The 15,705-nt window shown below is 53.7% G+C and carries 11 protein-coding genes; 6 read left to right on the plus strand and 5 right to left on the minus strand.

Going from position 1 to position 15,705, the window contains the following annotated elements:
- Window positions 1–2 precede the first annotated feature (2 nt).
- The 3 genes from IRJ17_RS12685 to IRJ17_RS12695 form a co-directional block, all read right to left on the minus strand.
- A complete protein-coding gene (locus tag IRJ17_RS12685; protein WP_242774932.1) occupies window positions 3–1,604 on the minus strand; it encodes an alkaline phosphatase family protein in 1,602 nt (533 codons plus the stop codon).
- A 122-nt stretch (window positions 1,605–1,726) separates the two neighbouring features.
- Window positions 1,727–2,908, minus strand: a complete 1,182-nt coding sequence (alr, locus tag IRJ17_RS12690) for an alanine racemase (protein WP_122964071.1) — start codon at window positions 2,906–2,908, stop codon at window positions 1,727–1,729.
- Between the two features lie 145 nt (window positions 2,909–3,053).
- Window positions 3,054–3,377 carry a DUF3892 domain-containing protein gene (locus tag IRJ17_RS12695; protein ID WP_122963985.1) on the minus strand — a complete coding sequence of 108 codons (324 nt, stop codon included), beginning with the start codon at window positions 3,375–3,377 and terminating at the stop codon, window positions 3,054–3,056.
- Between the two features lie 152 nt (window positions 3,378–3,529).
- Between IRJ17_RS12695 and IRJ17_RS12700 the strand changes: the two genes are divergently transcribed.
- The 3 genes from IRJ17_RS12700 to IRJ17_RS12710 are packed head-to-tail and all read left to right on the plus strand — an operon-like array spanning window position 3,530 to window position 7,827.
- Complete coding sequence (locus IRJ17_RS12700; RefSeq protein ID WP_122964072.1) at window positions 3,530–4,177, plus strand: TetR/AcrR family transcriptional regulator; 648 nt, start codon at window positions 3,530–3,532, stop codon at window positions 4,175–4,177.
- A 36-nt stretch (window positions 4,178–4,213) separates the two neighbouring features.
- Window positions 4,214–5,944 carry an ABC transporter ATP-binding protein gene (locus tag IRJ17_RS12705; RefSeq protein WP_242774934.1) on the plus strand — a complete coding sequence of 577 codons (1,731 nt, stop codon included), beginning with the start codon at window positions 4,214–4,216 and terminating at the stop codon, window positions 5,942–5,944.
- The gene (locus IRJ17_RS12710; RefSeq protein WP_274874142.1) at window positions 5,941–7,827 is read left to right on the plus strand and encodes an ABC transporter ATP-binding protein; all 1,887 of its coding nucleotides are present in this window, start codon (window positions 5,941–5,943) and stop codon (window positions 7,825–7,827) included. The genes IRJ17_RS12705 and IRJ17_RS12710 overlap by 4 nt, the downstream gene beginning before the upstream one ends.
- 222 nt (window positions 7,828–8,049) lie before the next feature.
- On the opposite strand, the gene acnA is transcribed toward IRJ17_RS12710, so the two are convergent.
- Window positions 8,050–10,779, minus strand: coding sequence for an aconitate hydratase AcnA (acnA, locus tag IRJ17_RS12715; RefSeq protein WP_122963987.1), 2,730 nt, complete (start codon window positions 10,777–10,779; stop codon window positions 8,050–8,052).
- A 280-nt stretch (window positions 10,780–11,059) separates the two neighbouring features.
- On the opposite strand from acnA, the gene IRJ17_RS12720 reads away from it, so the two are divergent.
- From IRJ17_RS12720 to IRJ17_RS12730, 3 genes are read left to right on the plus strand one after another with little or no spacing between them, the layout of a single operon-like run.
- Window positions 11,060–12,832, plus strand: a complete 1,773-nt coding sequence (locus IRJ17_RS12720) for an ABC transporter ATP-binding protein (protein ID WP_242774936.1) — start codon at window positions 11,060–11,062, stop codon at window positions 12,830–12,832.
- Window positions 12,829–13,503 carry a response regulator transcription factor gene (locus IRJ17_RS12725; RefSeq protein WP_122963989.1) on the plus strand — a complete coding sequence of 225 codons (675 nt, stop codon included), beginning with the start codon at window positions 12,829–12,831 and terminating at the stop codon, window positions 13,501–13,503. The genes IRJ17_RS12720 and IRJ17_RS12725 overlap by 4 nt, the downstream gene beginning before the upstream one ends.
- Window positions 13,500–14,645 carry a sensor histidine kinase gene (locus IRJ17_RS12730; RefSeq protein WP_173596891.1) on the plus strand — a complete coding sequence of 382 codons (1,146 nt, stop codon included), beginning with the start codon at window positions 13,500–13,502 and terminating at the stop codon, window positions 14,643–14,645. Before IRJ17_RS12725 ends, IRJ17_RS12730 begins: the two co-directional genes overlap by 4 nt.
- Window positions 14,646–14,679: 34 nt before the next feature.
- Here the strand turns inward: IRJ17_RS12730 and IRJ17_RS12735 are convergent, their stop codons facing one another.
- On the minus strand, window positions 14,680–15,705 hold the full coding sequence (locus IRJ17_RS12735; protein ID WP_173596892.1) for a ThiF family adenylyltransferase: 1,026 nt from the start codon (window positions 15,703–15,705) through the stop codon (window positions 14,680–14,682).

Here is a 15,705-nt window from a genome sequence, read left to right on the forward strand (position 1 = left end):
GCCTATTCGTTTACGAGGCGAAGCAGCCATTCTTTGAGATCGACGATGCGGTTCGTTTTCGGTCGGCTGTCCGTCCCGGTGACCAAGAGCGGGACGAGTGAATCGACTTCATGCAGCGAGCCGTGTGCAGCACCTCCCAGATGGGCAGGAGAGCTTTCTGTCACCAGCTCGTAGCCAGGCTGGGCGGTGACAACCACGTAGCGCCCAGGATGGGAGTTCAAGGCACCGTTCAGCCTGGCAAGCACATCGGGGTATTTTCCGTACGTGATGCGCTTTTTTGCCCGCTTGATATCGAGCACGCTCGCGTCACCCTGCAAGCTCCACGACTGCCCGTACTCATCTTGAAAAGGCCCGCCTGGCTTGTACGCCACCCGGCGTTTGCCATCGCTTCCGCCAGCGGAGACGACGATGGACGATCCTTCTTTGCGCGCGATGATATCGAGCCTCGGCTCACGCTGAAGCTGAGTGACGAGCGCAGAGAGGGAGAGTTTTGGATCAAGGGCGTACACATACGCCATCCGTTCATTGGCGGCGATGACGACCTGGTCATTCGCTTGCGGAGGACGGCTGATCGGGGGGATGAGAAAAGGCGCGAGCAAGCTGCGCAGGTCGATAATAGCGGCTTGCCGATCCGCTTTTACCGCGCTTTGTGCGCTGTCTCCCATGACGATCCAACGCACTTCCTCGACCGCCTGGTCCCACGATCCAAAAGTATCAAGCAGACTTTGCAGCGCCTTGTCCGCATTTTCAATCCCGTCTATCGTCGCTGGCCCCTTTTTGTGGACCTCTGCGTCATTTTCCGGCAAGTAGGCAATGGTCAGCGGAGGCAGTCGGCTATGATCGATCAAAAAGGCGGTTTCCTGCGCAGAGAACTCATCGTTCATGCCGTATTTGCGCCAGATTCGCGTGTGCCGCTTTTGATTCGGATCGAGTTGGGCAAAGGCGGCGTAGGACATGAATGTCGGTCCCGTAACCGAAAGCTCGCCGGGAAGTTGAGCGGCCACCTCGATCAGATGAGGGATTTTCAAGGTATGGGCTGTTTTTCCGCGCCAGACAATCGCATTGATGGAAGCAGAGTCTTTGCCCAGGTCCGCGAGTTCTTCGTGGATCGTTTTTGTGTCTTTGCCGAGCTGGGTTTGGTTCAATTGCTGAATGGCATCGAGCAGCACTTGCGGCTGGTCGATTTTCAGCGCTTCTTTCGGGCCGTATCCGTAGTAAATCATCCGGTTTTCCGCTTCGCTGTACCAGGAAAGTCCGGGGATGTGGTGGCGATCGGCGTAGCTTCCTGTGAGCAGCGTGCTGTCGATGGTGACAGACATCGTGGGAAAAGAACTGACGATGCGCGGGAAGTAGTGTCCTTTTGCCTGCAAAAAAGCCAGGGCAGGAGCGCGGCCTTGGCGGATGGCTTCTTGCAGGGGCTTGTCCATTAACGAATCGATCAGGATGACCACGACTGGCTTATGCGCCTGAACCGAGCCGTCGTCAGAAAGCGGGGCTGGCCCCTTTTTCTCCTGGAGCTGAAATGGTTCACCAGCCTTGCAGCCGAAAAGGGGCAGGCTGAGCAGCAAAAAGGCAAGAATGGCGCAGGTCCATCGTGACTTCATGGGTTCAATCCAATCCTTTCCATGGCAAGATTCTCTTATGTTTTGTTGCTGGCGGCTAATCTATGCGAAAAAACTCCCCTGCTGACAGCGGGTGCTGTTCGTACAGGGGAGTGGGCAAGCGGTTATCCTTTTGGCAGCAAATGCGTGATTTCCACGACTTCTCCTTTGACCAAAAACAAGCGCGGGATGCGGTTGCTTAAAGTAGCCACGACTTCGTAGTTGATCGTTCCGAGCATTTCCGCGATTTCATCCACGGTAATTTCTCCGCCTTCTTGCTTGCCGTACAAGACGATTTCCTCGCCTTGCTTCGCTTTTCGCTCGCCGAGACTGACCATCAGCTGATCCATCGTCACGCGCCCGGCAATGGGCATGCGCTTGCCTTTGTACAACACAAACCCGCGGTTCGACAAAGCGCGCGAGTAGCCGTCGGCATAACCGATGGGAATCGTTCCGATGACTTCGCCTTTTTTCGCTATGTACGTCGCTCCATAGCTGATCGTGTACGGTTCCGACAGCATCGTTTTCACATACGAAAAACGCGACTTCAAACTGAGCGCGGGCACGAGCCTGATGCGATTCAGGCTGCGAATGTAAGCGGACGGATACAGTCCGTACATGCCGATGCCGAGGCGAATCATATCTGCGCTGTAATCCGGATAGGCGATGGCGGCGGCTGTATTGCACATGTGTACGGTCGGGAGCTTGAACCCGTGTTGCTCCAAATAGCGCAGGCCATTGACGAAAAGCTCGTGCTGTAGCTTGGTCAAGGTGTGGTCGGCTTCATCGGCGGTGGAAAAATGGGTGAAAATGCCATTCCAGTGCAAGTCCGGGCTGGCCTCCAATGCTTTTACGACGGAGAGCAGATTTTTCTTTGTCCGTACGCCAAGACGTCCCATCCCTGTGTCCATATTGACGTGAATGTTCAGGCGGCCGCTGAAATCGGATGCGCGGACGATTTTTTGCGCTTCTTTGATCCAGTCTACCTGGAAGGCGGATAGCTCGATATTCCAGGCGAGTGCTTCCTTGACGCGGGAGAGCGGGGTGAATCCAAGCACAAGGATCGGGGCGGTGATTCCCGCCTGGCGCAGGACAATGCCTTCCTCGATGATCGCGACAGCAAGAGAGGTTGCTCCGTACTGCAGAGCGTGGCGGGCAACGCCTACCGAACCATGTCCGTAAGCGTTCGCCTTGACCACCGCCATGATTTTCGTCTGCTTGGGAATATAGCGACGGAACGCCCGAATATTTTTCTTGATCGCATCGAGATTGACTTCGATCCACGTTTCTCGAAACAACTGTTTCACAGTATGTTCCTCCCCATTTGGTGAAATGAGAAATCCTGCTTTTTCCATAAATATTCGCTGCCCCTGCTGCTTAGGCGTGGCCTGCTTTTCGCGAAGCAAATAAAAGCAGGCCATCGGATCAATGGCCTGTACAGGGTGTGGCGACTTAAAAAGCAGGGAGGTTGTCCAGGTTGTTTTCCTTGATGCCGTCAGGCTCGCTGCGCAAAATATCCCGTCCGTACTTGTGAAACACGTCTACATGCGCCAGGTTCCCCGCCTTGGCCTCCTGCAAAGCGGTGAGGTAATCCAGCTCCCTTCCCGAGTTTGTTTTGAAGGCGATCAAATCGCCATCGTCATTTTTGCGCACGGCAACAATTTGCTCTTTGCCCGCAGCAGACGGGAGGTAGCCCTGGTCGCTTTCGCGCAAAGCCTGTTGCTCGCCTGCCGCTTTGTATTCCGCATAAATTTGTTCAAAGTTTTGCTCGCTCATGATCGTATCCCTCCTTCCCTATAAGGGTGGCTCAAGCGGGAAGAGAACATGCATTCGTTTTACAGCGACGATTTTCACCTATTGACAGTCGCTGCTAACAGGATTATATTTTGACTGACACGAAAGTCAATGAAAAAAGGGGGGAGCAGCTCGTGCCTCGCTCAAAGGAGCAGAACGAAGAAATTCGCGCCCAGCGAAAGGAAGCGATCATGCAGGGCGCTCTTGCTGTTTATGTGGAAAAGGGCTATGCAGCCGCAGATATCAAGGATGTGGCTGAGCATGCCGGAGTAGCCAGAGGACTGGTGTATTACTACTACAAAGACAAGCGCTCGTTGTTTCGCGATTTGTTTGCGCATATGTTTCAGCTCTCCAACAAGCATACCCGCTATCATTTTTCGCAGGAAGGGACAGCGGTAGAACTGTGCAAACAGTTTGCCCTCGTCATGTTCCATAATTTGTTTGAACGCTCTTTGCATGTCATGTTCTTTTTTCGCATGCGCCATGATTTGCGTGAGCTGTTTACGGGGGAAGAACTGCGTGGGCTGATGTGGCGCGACAACAATTTGCAAGTCATGGTAGATGCGCTCCGCCAAGGGATGGAGGCAGGCGATGTGCGTCAAATGTCGCCGGAGTTGCTCGCGGAGCAGTTTTGGGGAGCGATGATGCACGCGATGGGTTATTTGCACCGGAAAAAGAAGAACTTGCGCGCGGACGGACATGATATGGAACAAATCAAGGCGTTGCTCACGGATGAGATTGAAGCGGCAACTGAATCGTGCGTCTCCATGCTCCGGCCTTAACCGCGCATGTAGCTGAAGGACAAAAGGAGGATTTTTTTGCTGAAATTATTGCGTTATTTACGGCCATACCGTCAGATGGTCTTTCTGACGATGTTGTTTATGTTGCTTCAGTCGATTGCGAACTTGTATCTCCCGACGTTGATGTCACATATCGTCAACGAAGGGATCGTGAAGGAAAATACGGCTTATATATGGACAACGGGCGGCTTCATGCTGCTTGTCTCGGCAGGCGCTGCAGTTTTGTCTGTCGCGGCCAGCTACATGGCATCCCGTTCTGCTTCCGGTTTCGGGATGCGGATACGCAGCAGCGTGTTCAGTCATATTGAACGGTTCTCGCTGGAGGAGTTCGACAAGCACGGGACCGCTTCGCTGATCACGAGAACGACCAATGACATTGCCCAAGTCCAGCAGGTGCTGAACATGATGTTGCGGATGATGGTCATGGCTCCGATGATGTGTATCGGCGGGATCATCATGGCTTTGTCCAAAGACGCGGAGCTGTCCATCGTGATCATTGTGGCGATTCCGATTTTGGTCCTGGCGATTTTCGGGATCGGCTCGAAAGGGATTCCGTATTTCCAAGCCATGCAAGGCAAAATCGACAAGCTCAATCTCGTGCTGCGCGAGTCGTTGACAGGCATCCGCGTCGTGCGGGCTTTCAATCGGATTGAGCACGAGCGGGGACGCTTCAATCGCGCGAACGAAGATTTGACTGCGACAGCGATCAAAGCCAACCAGATCATGGCTGGGATGATGCCTGTCATGATGCTGATGATGAATGCCACTTCGATTGCGATCATCTGGTTTGGCGGATTGCGGATTAGCACGGGCCATATGCAAGTAGGCGATTTGATGGCCTTTTTGCAGTATGCGATGCAAATTTTGTTTTCCTTGATGATGGCGTCGATGATGTTCAGCATGGTGCCGAGAGCTTCCGCTTCAGCGGCGCGGATTCACGACGTGCTCTCGACTGAGCCGGTCATCGTCGACCGCGAGCAGGCAAGTGTAGGGAAAGCAAGCACAGGGGGAGACGTCGTTTTTGACCAAGTGACGTTCCGCTATCCAGGCGCAGAAAAGCCCGCCCTCTCCGACATTTCTTTCGTGGCCCGGCGTGGACAGGTGACGGCCGTGATCGGGGGAACCGGCTCGGGGAAAAGCACGCTTGCCAGCCTGATCCCGCGCTTTTACGATGTCGAGAGCGGGTGTGTTCAAGTAGGCGGCACGGATGTGCGCGACTGGCCGCAAAGCGAGCTGCGGACAAACATTGGCTTCGTGCCGCAAAAGGCTCTGCTGTTCACCGGGACGATTGCGGACAATATTCGTTACGGAAAAGAAGAGGCGACAACAGAGGAAATCCGGCACGCACTGGACATTGCCCAAGCCACAGACTTTATCGAGAACATGCCGGACGGATTGGATACGGTGCTCTCGCAGGGCGGAGCCAATTTGTCCGGCGGGCAAAAGCAGCGGCTTTCGATTGCCCGGGCGCTCGTTCGCCAGCCGGGCGTCTACATTTTTGACGACAGCTTTTCGGCGCTTGATTTCAAAACAGATGCCAAGCTGAGAGCTGCCTTGAAAAGCGAAACGCAGGAGGCGACGGTCATCATCGTGGCACAGCGGGTCAACACGGTGATGGACGCTGACCAAATCATCGTGCTGGAGGAAGGCAGAGTGGCGGGGATCGGCACACACCGCGAGCTGCTTGCTACCTGTAGCATCTACCAGGAGATTGTCACATCCCAACTGACAGAGGAGGAACTCGCATGAAGGAAAATCAACAACGACCTCCCCAAGGGCCAGGCGGGCAAAGGCCGATGGGCTTCGGCGGGCCTGGAATGCTGACAATGCCTGGTCAGAAGGCAAAAGATTTCAAAGGGACGCTGCGCCGCTTGCTCGGCTATTTGAAGCCGTATCGCTTCCAGCTGTTCATCGTCTTTTTGACCGCTGCACTCAGTACGATTTTCGGTATTCTCAGTCCGAAGCTGCTGGGGAATGCAACGACTACGATTTTCGAAGGATTCATGGGCAAGGTAAAGGGAGTACCTGGGGCGACGTTCGATTTTTCTGCGATCTGGCAAATTATCGTGACGCTGATCGGGCTGTATTTGTTTTCGTCTCTGTTTGCCTATATTCAGCAATACGTGATGGCTTCTGTCGCGCAAAAGACCGTGTATGCTTTGCGCAAAGAAGTAAATGAAAAGCTGGCGCGGCTGCCGCTGAAATACTTTGACGAGCGCACGCATGGCGAGATCATGAGCCGGGTCGTCAACGATGTGGATACGATCAGCGGGACGTTGCAGCAAAGCTTGACGCAGACGATCACGTCGATCATCACGCTGGTGGGGGTAGTCGTCATGATGCTGACGATCAGTCCGCTGATGACAGTGATTTTGATGCTGACCTTGCCGCTTAGCGTCGTTGTGATCAAACTGGTGGCTTCCCGCTCGATGCCGCATTTCAAAGGACAGCAGCAAGCGCTCGGCGAACTGAACGGTCACGTGGAAGAAATGTACACAGGGCATAAAATCGTCAAAGCGTTTGGCCGGGAAAAAAGCGCGATCGAGAAGTTCGATGCGATTAACGAAAAGCTGTATCAATCAGGCTGGAAGGCGCAGTTTCTTGCCGGGATCATGATGCCTTTGATGATGTTTGTCGGCAATATCGGATTTGTGCTTGTCTGTGTAGTCGGAGGCGTGCTCGTGACTCGCGGCAGTATCACGATCGGGGATGTGCAGGCGTTCATCCAGTACGCCCAGCAGTTTTCCCAGCCGATTACCCAAACGGCCAACATTGCGAACATCATCCAGTCAACGCTTGTCGCTGCCGAACGCGTTTTTGAAGTGCTGGACGCAGAAGAGGAGTCGGCAGATGAGCGCTCGGAAGCTGTCGCTGTCCGTTCGCAGGGGCATGTGCAGTTCGAACACGTGTCGTTTGGCTACAAGGAAGCGGAACCGCTGATCACGGATATGAACATCGATGTACAGCCAGGCATGACGGTGGCGATCGTCGGACCGACCGGGGCTGGCAAGACTACTTTGGTCAATTTGCTCATGCGCTTCTACGAGCTTGATGGCGGACGCATTACGATTGACGGACACGACATCCGCGATTTGCCGCGGGGCGAGCTGCGGAGCCAGTTTGGCATGGTGTTGCAGGACACGTGGCTGTTTAACGGAACGATCAAGGAAAATATCGCCTACGGACGGGCGGGGGCAAGCGACGCCGAGATCATCGAGGCGGCGAAAGCAGCACATGCCGACCATTTTGTGCGGACACTGCCGGAAGGATACGAGACGATGCTGAATGAGGAAGCATCGAATATCTCGCAAGGACAGAAGCAGCTTTTGACGATTGCCAGGGCGTTCCTCGCCGATCCGGCGATTTTGATTCTCGATGAGGCGACGAGCAGCGTCGATACCCGGACAGAGCTGTTGATTCAAAAAGCGATGGCTGGTCTGATGGAAGGACGAACGAGCTTTGTGATCGCCCATCGCCTGTCGACGATCCGCGATGCCGATATGATTCTCGTCATGAACAAGGGCACGGTGATCGAGCAGGGGAATCACGCAGAACTGCTGGCGCAGGGCGGTTTCTACGCCGATTTGTACAACAGCCAGTTTTCGCAAGACAGCGAGACGCAGGTAAGCTAATAAAAGTGCGGGATTCCCAGCCTCCGCTGGCAAAGCTCCGTGACACTTGAACTGCTTTCTTTCCAAACCAAACGCCAGTAGAGTAGTAAATCAGTAACCACCACAGACTTTTTGTGGTGGTTTTTGTACGTGCTCCAGAACACGAAAAAGCAGGCCGCCGAAAACTCCGGGGCCTGCTTTTTTGGGTGGGTGCTGTTACGAACTTATTTGTGTCGCGAAAACTTACGCGTTTACTGGTTTGCCTTCGTCCAGCAGCTGGCGAAGAACGGTTTGCAGAATACCACCGTTGCGGTAGTAGTCTACGTCTACCATGGAGTCGAGACGAACGATTACTTCGAACTCGAACTTGCTGCCGTCTTGTTTGGTTGCTTCTACTTTTACGCGTTGGCCTGGCTGAACTTCGTCGGAGAGACCCAGGATGCTGAAGGACTCAGTGCCGTCGATGCCCAGGGACTTCCAGCTTTGGCCGTCAGCGAATTGCAGAGGCAGAACGCCCATACCTACGAGGTTCGCACGGTGGATACGCTCGAAGCTCTCAGCGATAACCGCTTTGATGCCCAAGAGGAAAGTACCTTTTGCTGCCCAGTCACGGGAAGAACCAGTACCGTACTCTTTACCAGCCAGTACAACGAGTGGAGTGCCGTCTGCTTGATACTTCATGGAAGCATCGTAGATGGACATAACTTCGCCGGATGGCAAGTATTTCGTTACGCCGCCCTCAGTGCCAGGAGCCACTTGGTTGCGGATACGGATGTTGGCAAACGTACCGCGCATCATGACATCGTGGCTACCACGACGAGCGCCGTAGGAGTTGAAGTCTTTGCGCTCTACGCCATTTGCTTGCAGATAAATACCTGCAGGGCTGGTTGGCGAGATGTTACCAGCTGGGGAGATGTGGTCAGTTGTCACAGAGTCACCGAACAGAGCGATGGTGTTCGCTGCTTTGATGTCTGCGATCGCTGCGATTTCGCCAGCAAGGTCTTTGAAGAATGGCGGTTCTTGGATGTAGGTGGATTTTTCGTCCCACTCGTACAGATCGCCAGTTGGAACGTCGATTTTGTTCCAAGCTTCGTTTTGTGTGAACACTTGGCCGTACTCGGCACGGAACAGGTCTGGGTTCATTGCTTTGCCCATTGCTTCCGAGATTTCTTGTGGAGTTGGCCAGATGTCTTTCAGGTAAACAGGCTCTCCGTCTTTGCCAGTACCGATTGGTTCTGTAGTCAGGTCGATGTCTACAGTACCAGCCAGTGCGTAGGCGATAACCAATGGAGGAGAAGCGAGGTAGTTCGCTTTTACCTGTGCATGGATACGTCCTTCGAAGTTACGGTTACCGGACAGGACGGCTGCTACTGTCAGGTCTTCGTCAGCGATTGCTTTGCTGGTTTCTTCCGGCAATGGACCGGAGTTACCGATGCAAGTGGTGCAACCGTAGCCGACTACGTTGAATCCGATCGCATCCAAAGAATCAATCAGACCAGCGTCAGTCAGGTATTGCGTTACGACGCGGGAACCTGGAGCCAGGGAGCTTTTCACGAAAGGAGGCTTTTTCAAACCTTTTTCCACTGCTTTTTTCGCCAGGATACCTGCACCCAGCATTACGCTAGGATTTGATGTATTGGTACAGGAAGTAATCGCTGCGATCACGACAGCACCTGTTTTCAGCGTAGCGGTTTCACCGTTTGGATAAGCAACTGGTGCGCTTGCTGCGATTTTCTCTTCGGAAAGACCAAATCCGCCTTTGTCGATTGGCGTACGGAGGCTGTTGTTGAAGGATTCCTTCATAGCAGTCAGCTCTACGCGGTCTTGCGGGCGTTTTGGACCAGCCAAGCTTGGTACGACAGTGGACAAATCCAGTTCCAATGTTTCGGAGAAGACTGGGTCTGGAGTGTCGTCGGTACGGAACAGACCTTGTGCTTTGGTGTAAGTTTCTACCAGAGAGATCAGGTCTTCTTCACGACCAGTTTGACGCATGTAGTTGAGTGTCTCCGCATCTACAGGGAAGAAGCCCATTGTAGCGCCGTACTCAGGAGCCATGTTTGCTACGGTAGCGCGGTCAGCCAGCGAGATGTTGGACAGGCCAGGGCCGTAGAACTCCACGAATTTACCTACCACACCTTTTTTACGCAGCATTTGCGTAACAGTCAGGGCGAGGTCAGTTGCCGTTGCACCAGCGTTCAGGGTGCCAGTCAGTTTGAAGCCGACAACTTCTGGTGTTACGAAGTACAGAGGTTGACCGAGCATTCCTGCTTCTGCCTCGATACCACCGACACCCCAACCAAGAACACCAAGACCGTTGATCATAGTGGTGTGGGAGTCAGTACCTACCAGAGAGTCAGGGAAAGCAACGAGTTCGCCATCTACTTCGCGAGTAGCGATAACAGTTGCCAAGTACTCCAGGTTTACTTGGTGAACGATACCAGTAGCTGGAGGAACAGCACGGAAGTTGTCAAACGCTGTTTGCGCCCAACGCAGGAAACGGTAGCGCTCTTGGTTGCGTTCAAATTCGAGCTTCATGTTGTTGTCCAGAGCTGCTGCATTACCGAAATCGTCAACCATCACGGAGTGGTCGATTACGAGATCAACAGGCACGAGCGGGTTGATTCGTTTTGGATCTCCACCAGCGCGCTTCATCGCGATACGCATCGCTGCCAAGTCAACGACAGCAGGTACGCCTGTGAAGTCTTGCAGGACGATACGAGCTGGCATGAGTGGTACTTCTTGGTTTTCGTCGCGGCCTTTTGTCCAGGTCGCCAGTTGTTGTACGTGTTCTTTGGTGATCGCACGGCCATCGAACTGACGTACAGCAGCCTCAAGCAAAACTTTAATGGAGAACGGCAGTTTGGAAACATCGCCGAGTCCTTGTTCTTCCAATCCTTGCAGGCGATAGTACGCGAAAGACTTGTCGCCTACTTGCAGGGAAGATTTCACTTTGTAAGCATCTTGTTTAGCCAATGTATACAACCTCCCTATTGTAACTTGGGGTTTCATCTGGTGAAACGCAGTTTCGTTTCCTTATTACGAACTTATTATACTCGATTTGTTTCCCGGCTTCTACCCCAAATTCATCATTTATATACAAAAATGATGGGAGAAAAAACAAACCGGTATGTTTCCCGTTGTATTTAATGAAGGAAAAATATCCAGACTTCATGTATTATCCCGTTTATATTTCGTTTACATTCATCCGTTATCGTATCACTTGTCACGAAAAACAAGCAGAGGAGTCAGCTATATGAAAGAACAAACGACCAACCAACGACCCGGATTGGGAAATTGGCGACCTTTTTATCAACTCATCAAGGCAACGAAGCCGTCCAAAATGAAGCTCGGCATCGCCTTGTTTATGAGCATCGCGACGACTGTGGTCAGTCTGGTCATTCCGATGTTTACGAAAGACCTCGTCGACAGCTTCACCCTTTCGACGATCAGCCAGGGGCAAATTGCGCTGTTGATGATTGCTTTCGTCGCGCAAGCCATTGCCAGCGGCTTGTCCATTTACTTGTTGAATCACGTCGGCCAGAGCATTGTGGCTGCGCTGCGTGAGCGCTTGTGGAAAAAGCTGCTCGTCCTGCCCGTCGCTTATTATGACAACCATCGCACGGGAGAAACGATCAGCCGGATGACGAACGACACCGGGGTTGTCAAAGGGCTGATCAGCGAGCACCTCGCCAACTTTTTTACCGGAATTATCGCCATCATCGGATCGGTGGCAACGCTGTTGTACCTCGATTGGCAAATGACGCTGACGATGCTGATCGCCGTCCCGCTGTCCATCGCGATTCTCGTCCCGTTAGGCCGGCAAATGTACAAAATCTCCAAAGGGCTGCAAGATGAGACAGCGAGCTTTACTACAGTTATGAATCAAGTCTTGTCCGAGGTGCGGCTGGTCAAGGCGCAAAACGCCGAGCCGCATGAGTACGCAGCCGGAAGCCGGGGGATTGGCAACCTGTTCCGTTACGGGCTGAAAGAAGGCCGCGTGCAGGCGATGATCGGGCCGTTGATCTCGTTTGTTTTGATGGTGTTGCTCGTCGTGATCATGGGCTACGGCGGGATGCGCGTTGCGACTGGCGCTCTGAGCGCTGGCGAACTTGTCGCGTTTATTTTGTACCTCGTTCAGATCATCATGCCGCTGGGGCAGTTTACCCAATTTTTTACCCAACTGCAAAAGGCAATGGGCGCAACAGAGCGAATCATAGCTACATTGGAGGAACCGGAGGAAGATCACGAGACAGGTCGCACACTGGAAAATGCAGCGCTGCCGATCCAACTGGACAAAGTGGGCTTTGCCTACGAAAACGGGGAGCGCATTCTCGATCAGGTCAGCTTCACGATTCCGGCGGGAAAAGTGACGGCGATTGTCGGGCCGAGCGGAAGCGGCAAAACGACGCTGTTCGCCTTGCTGGAACGGTTTTATCAGCCAGCAGAAGGCGAGATTCGCTTGGGACATGATCCGATCGATGCGTTTTCGCTGGCGTCCTGGCGCAGCAAGATCGGCTACGTCTCCCAGGAAAGCCCTTTGATTGCAGGGACGATCCGGGAAAATATTTGCTACGGCATTTCCCGCCCGATTAGCGAAGCAGAACTGAAACAAGCGGCGGCGATGGCGTACGCGGACCAGTTTATTGACGAATTGCCTGATGGCTACGACACTCAAGTAGGAGAGCGAGGCGTCAAGCTGTCGGGAGGACAGCGCCAACGCATCGGGATTGCCCGCGCCCTGCTGCGCGATCCGCAAATTTTGATGCTGGATGAAGCGACCTCAAGCCTCGACAGCAAGTCGGAAATCATCGTTCAGCAAGCATTGCAAAACTTGATGAAGGGGCGCACGACTCTCGTGATTGCCCACCGACTGTCTACCGTGGTGGACGCGGATCAGATCATCTTCCTGGAAAAAGGCAAAATAACCGGAATGGGAACGCACGAACAACTGTTTGAATCGCACGACATGTACAAGGAGCTGGCTAGCCAGCAATTGCTGATGAAGGAGAAGGTGCAGGCGACATGACGAAAATTATGGTAGTGGACGATGATCCGCACATTCGTGAGCTTGTCCGCGTCTTTTTGCGCAACGAGGGCTTCGAGGTCGTGGAAGCGGAAAATGGCGTCGAGGCGCTGAAAAAAATGGAATCGCCCGGTGCCGATCTGGTCATCCTCGATATTATGATGCCGCAGATGGACGGCTGGGAGCTGTGCCGACAATTGCGTGAACATTACGATACCCCGCTGCTCATGCTGACGGCCAAAGGAGAGACGGCACAAAAAGTCAAAGGCTTCGAACTCGGAACGGACGATTATCTCGTCAAGCCGTTTGAGCCGGCAGAACTGGCTGTGCGGGTAAAAGCGCTGCTCAAGCGCTACAAAATCGCCGCCTCCCACAAAGTACAGGCAGGGCTTTTGCAGTTGGATCGCAAGACGTTCGAGATTGCGTGTCAGGACAAGGCGTGGACGATTCCGTTGAAAGAGTTTGAACTGTTGTTCAAGCTGGCGAGCTATCCGGGGCAGACGATTCCGCGCGAGCAGTTGATCGAGCAAATCTGGGGCTACGATTTTGAAGGCAACGAACGAACCGTCGACGTGCACATCAATCGGTTGCGCGAGCGTTTTCCGGAAGGGGAGTACGGCTTTCGCATCCGCACCGTCCGCGGCCTCGGTTATCGACTGGAGCTGGACAAATGAAACAGCCAAAACAAATGCCGAACCATTTGTCCCATTCCAGTCGCAAGTTTATCGTTCTGAAACTGCTGTTTCTGGTCGGGCTGGTGGCTTTGCTCATCGCCTGCGGGGCTGGGGCGTATTGGGCGACCGGTTTCGTTTTCCACTATGCGGGACTTACGCAGAGCGAATTTATTCGGGCAGTAGTCAGCTCTTTCCTCAGCTTCGTTTTGTTTATTCTCATAGCGTCTGTGATTTCTCGCTTTGTCCGTCCGCGACATCTGGAGCTGTTTCAATTGCTGATCGATGCGTTAAGACGGATTGCCAAAGGGGATTTCAACGTGAATCTGGATTTCAAAGTGGAGCGGGAGTGGGGGCAGCTCGTGGCGGGCATCAATCACATGGCGGAGCAATTGCAGGAAATGGAGAACATGCGCCAAGAGTTCATTTCCAATGTCTCGCATGAAATCCAGTCGCCGCTGACTTCGATTCGCGGCTTCGCCCGCGCCCTGCAAAACGACAGCCTGAGCGCCGAAGAGCGTCAACATTATTTGGAGATCATCGAAACGGAAAGCAACCGCTTGTCCAAAATCAGCGACAACTTGTTGAAGCTGACCTCGCTGGAGGGCAAGCATCACCCGTTTGAACGCAAGCGCTATCGTCTCGATCAGCAGTTGCAACAAATCATTTTGGCGTGCGAGCCGCAATGGCTGGACAAAGAAATTGAAATGGAGCTTGATCTGGAAAAGGTGTACATCGTGGCTGACGAGGACATGATGAGCCAGGTGTGGAACAATCTGCTTGCCAACAGCATCAAGTTCACCGAGCCGGGCGGACAGATTCGCGTCGCACTGCACGAGCAGCAGGGCGCTGTACAGGTGCGCATTTCCGATACGGGGATCGGCATCGCCAAAGAAAATCTCGAACGCATTTTTGAGCGGTTTTTTAAGGAAGACAAGTCGCGCAATCGCACAACAGGCGGAAGCGGTCTTGGACTGTCCATCGTCAAAAAAATTGTGGAGATGCACGAGGCGACCATTTCCGTGGAGAGCAAGCCGGGAAAAGGAACGACTTTTACAGTAGCATGGCCGAGCGAGCAGGCGGACGCTCAACCAGATGGGCAGCCTGGCGCCGAGGAACAGCATCGAAAAAGAAAAAGACCTTGAGAGCCATACATTCTCAAGGTCTTTTTTCGTGGCATTACGCGCCGATGTATTTGGCGTGCAGCGATCTTGCTACGCTGACCTCATCCGTTCCTTGCACGAGTACGCGCCCGTCCGGGAAGGCGACGAGGGTGTAAGCATCGACGTGGAAGCGGAGCAGGAATTTGTTTTGCTCAATTCGGCCCAGTGGAGCGAGCCGTGCTGCGAGAGCGTCCAAATCGAGCGAGACAGCAGCGCCCGGCGAGATTTGCACCGTGTCTCGGCCACAGAGAGAGACTGCCTGTCCGTCCTGTGATTCGGGCTGCAAAAAGGTGTATTCGTGCTTGCCGCAGGTTGGGCAATCGCTGCGGCGGGCATTCGCCACTTTGATTTGCTGGTGGCGGTTTTGCCAGATTTCAAAATGCTCCAGATTCAAGTTGAGGTCGTCTGTTGCGCCGACCAACAGCTTGAACGCTTCGGTAGCTTGATACGAAGCTACGATATGAATGATCGGGCCGATGACGCCCGCTGTATCGCAAGTGGGCATTTCGCCCGGGTTGGGAGCTTCCGGGAACAAACAGCGCAAACATGGCGTGATGCCGGGACGGATCGTGGTAAACGTGCCCGTCGCACTGACAGCACCGCCGTACACCCACGGAATGCCGTGCTTGACGCAGACGTCGTTGACCAGATAGCGAACCTGGAAGTTGTCTGTCGCATCCAGCACCAGATCGACGTCAGAAAGCAGTTCCTCGGCGTTATAGGCGGACAGATCGGCGACAATCGGTTCGATGACGACGGATGAATTGATGTTCGACAGCTTGGCGTGGGCTGCAATCGCTTTTGGCAAATGCTCGGCGGCATCCGTCTCGTCGTAGAGCATCTGCCGCTGCAAGTTGCTCGGCTCCACGAAGTCGCGGTCGATCAGGCGGACAAAGCTTACTCCGGCGCGAACCAGATGATTCGACAGCACGGTGCCAAGCGCCCCCATGCCGACGATGGCCACACGGCTTTGTCCGAGCTTCTCCTGCCCGCTGCGTCCGATCGGATGAAACAGGATTTGACGGGAATAGCGTGTATCCAA

Source organism: Brevibacillus parabrevis (genome assembly GCF_022701015.1).
Classification (GTDB): Bacteria; Bacillota; Bacilli; order Brevibacillales; family Brevibacillaceae; genus Brevibacillus; species Brevibacillus parabrevis.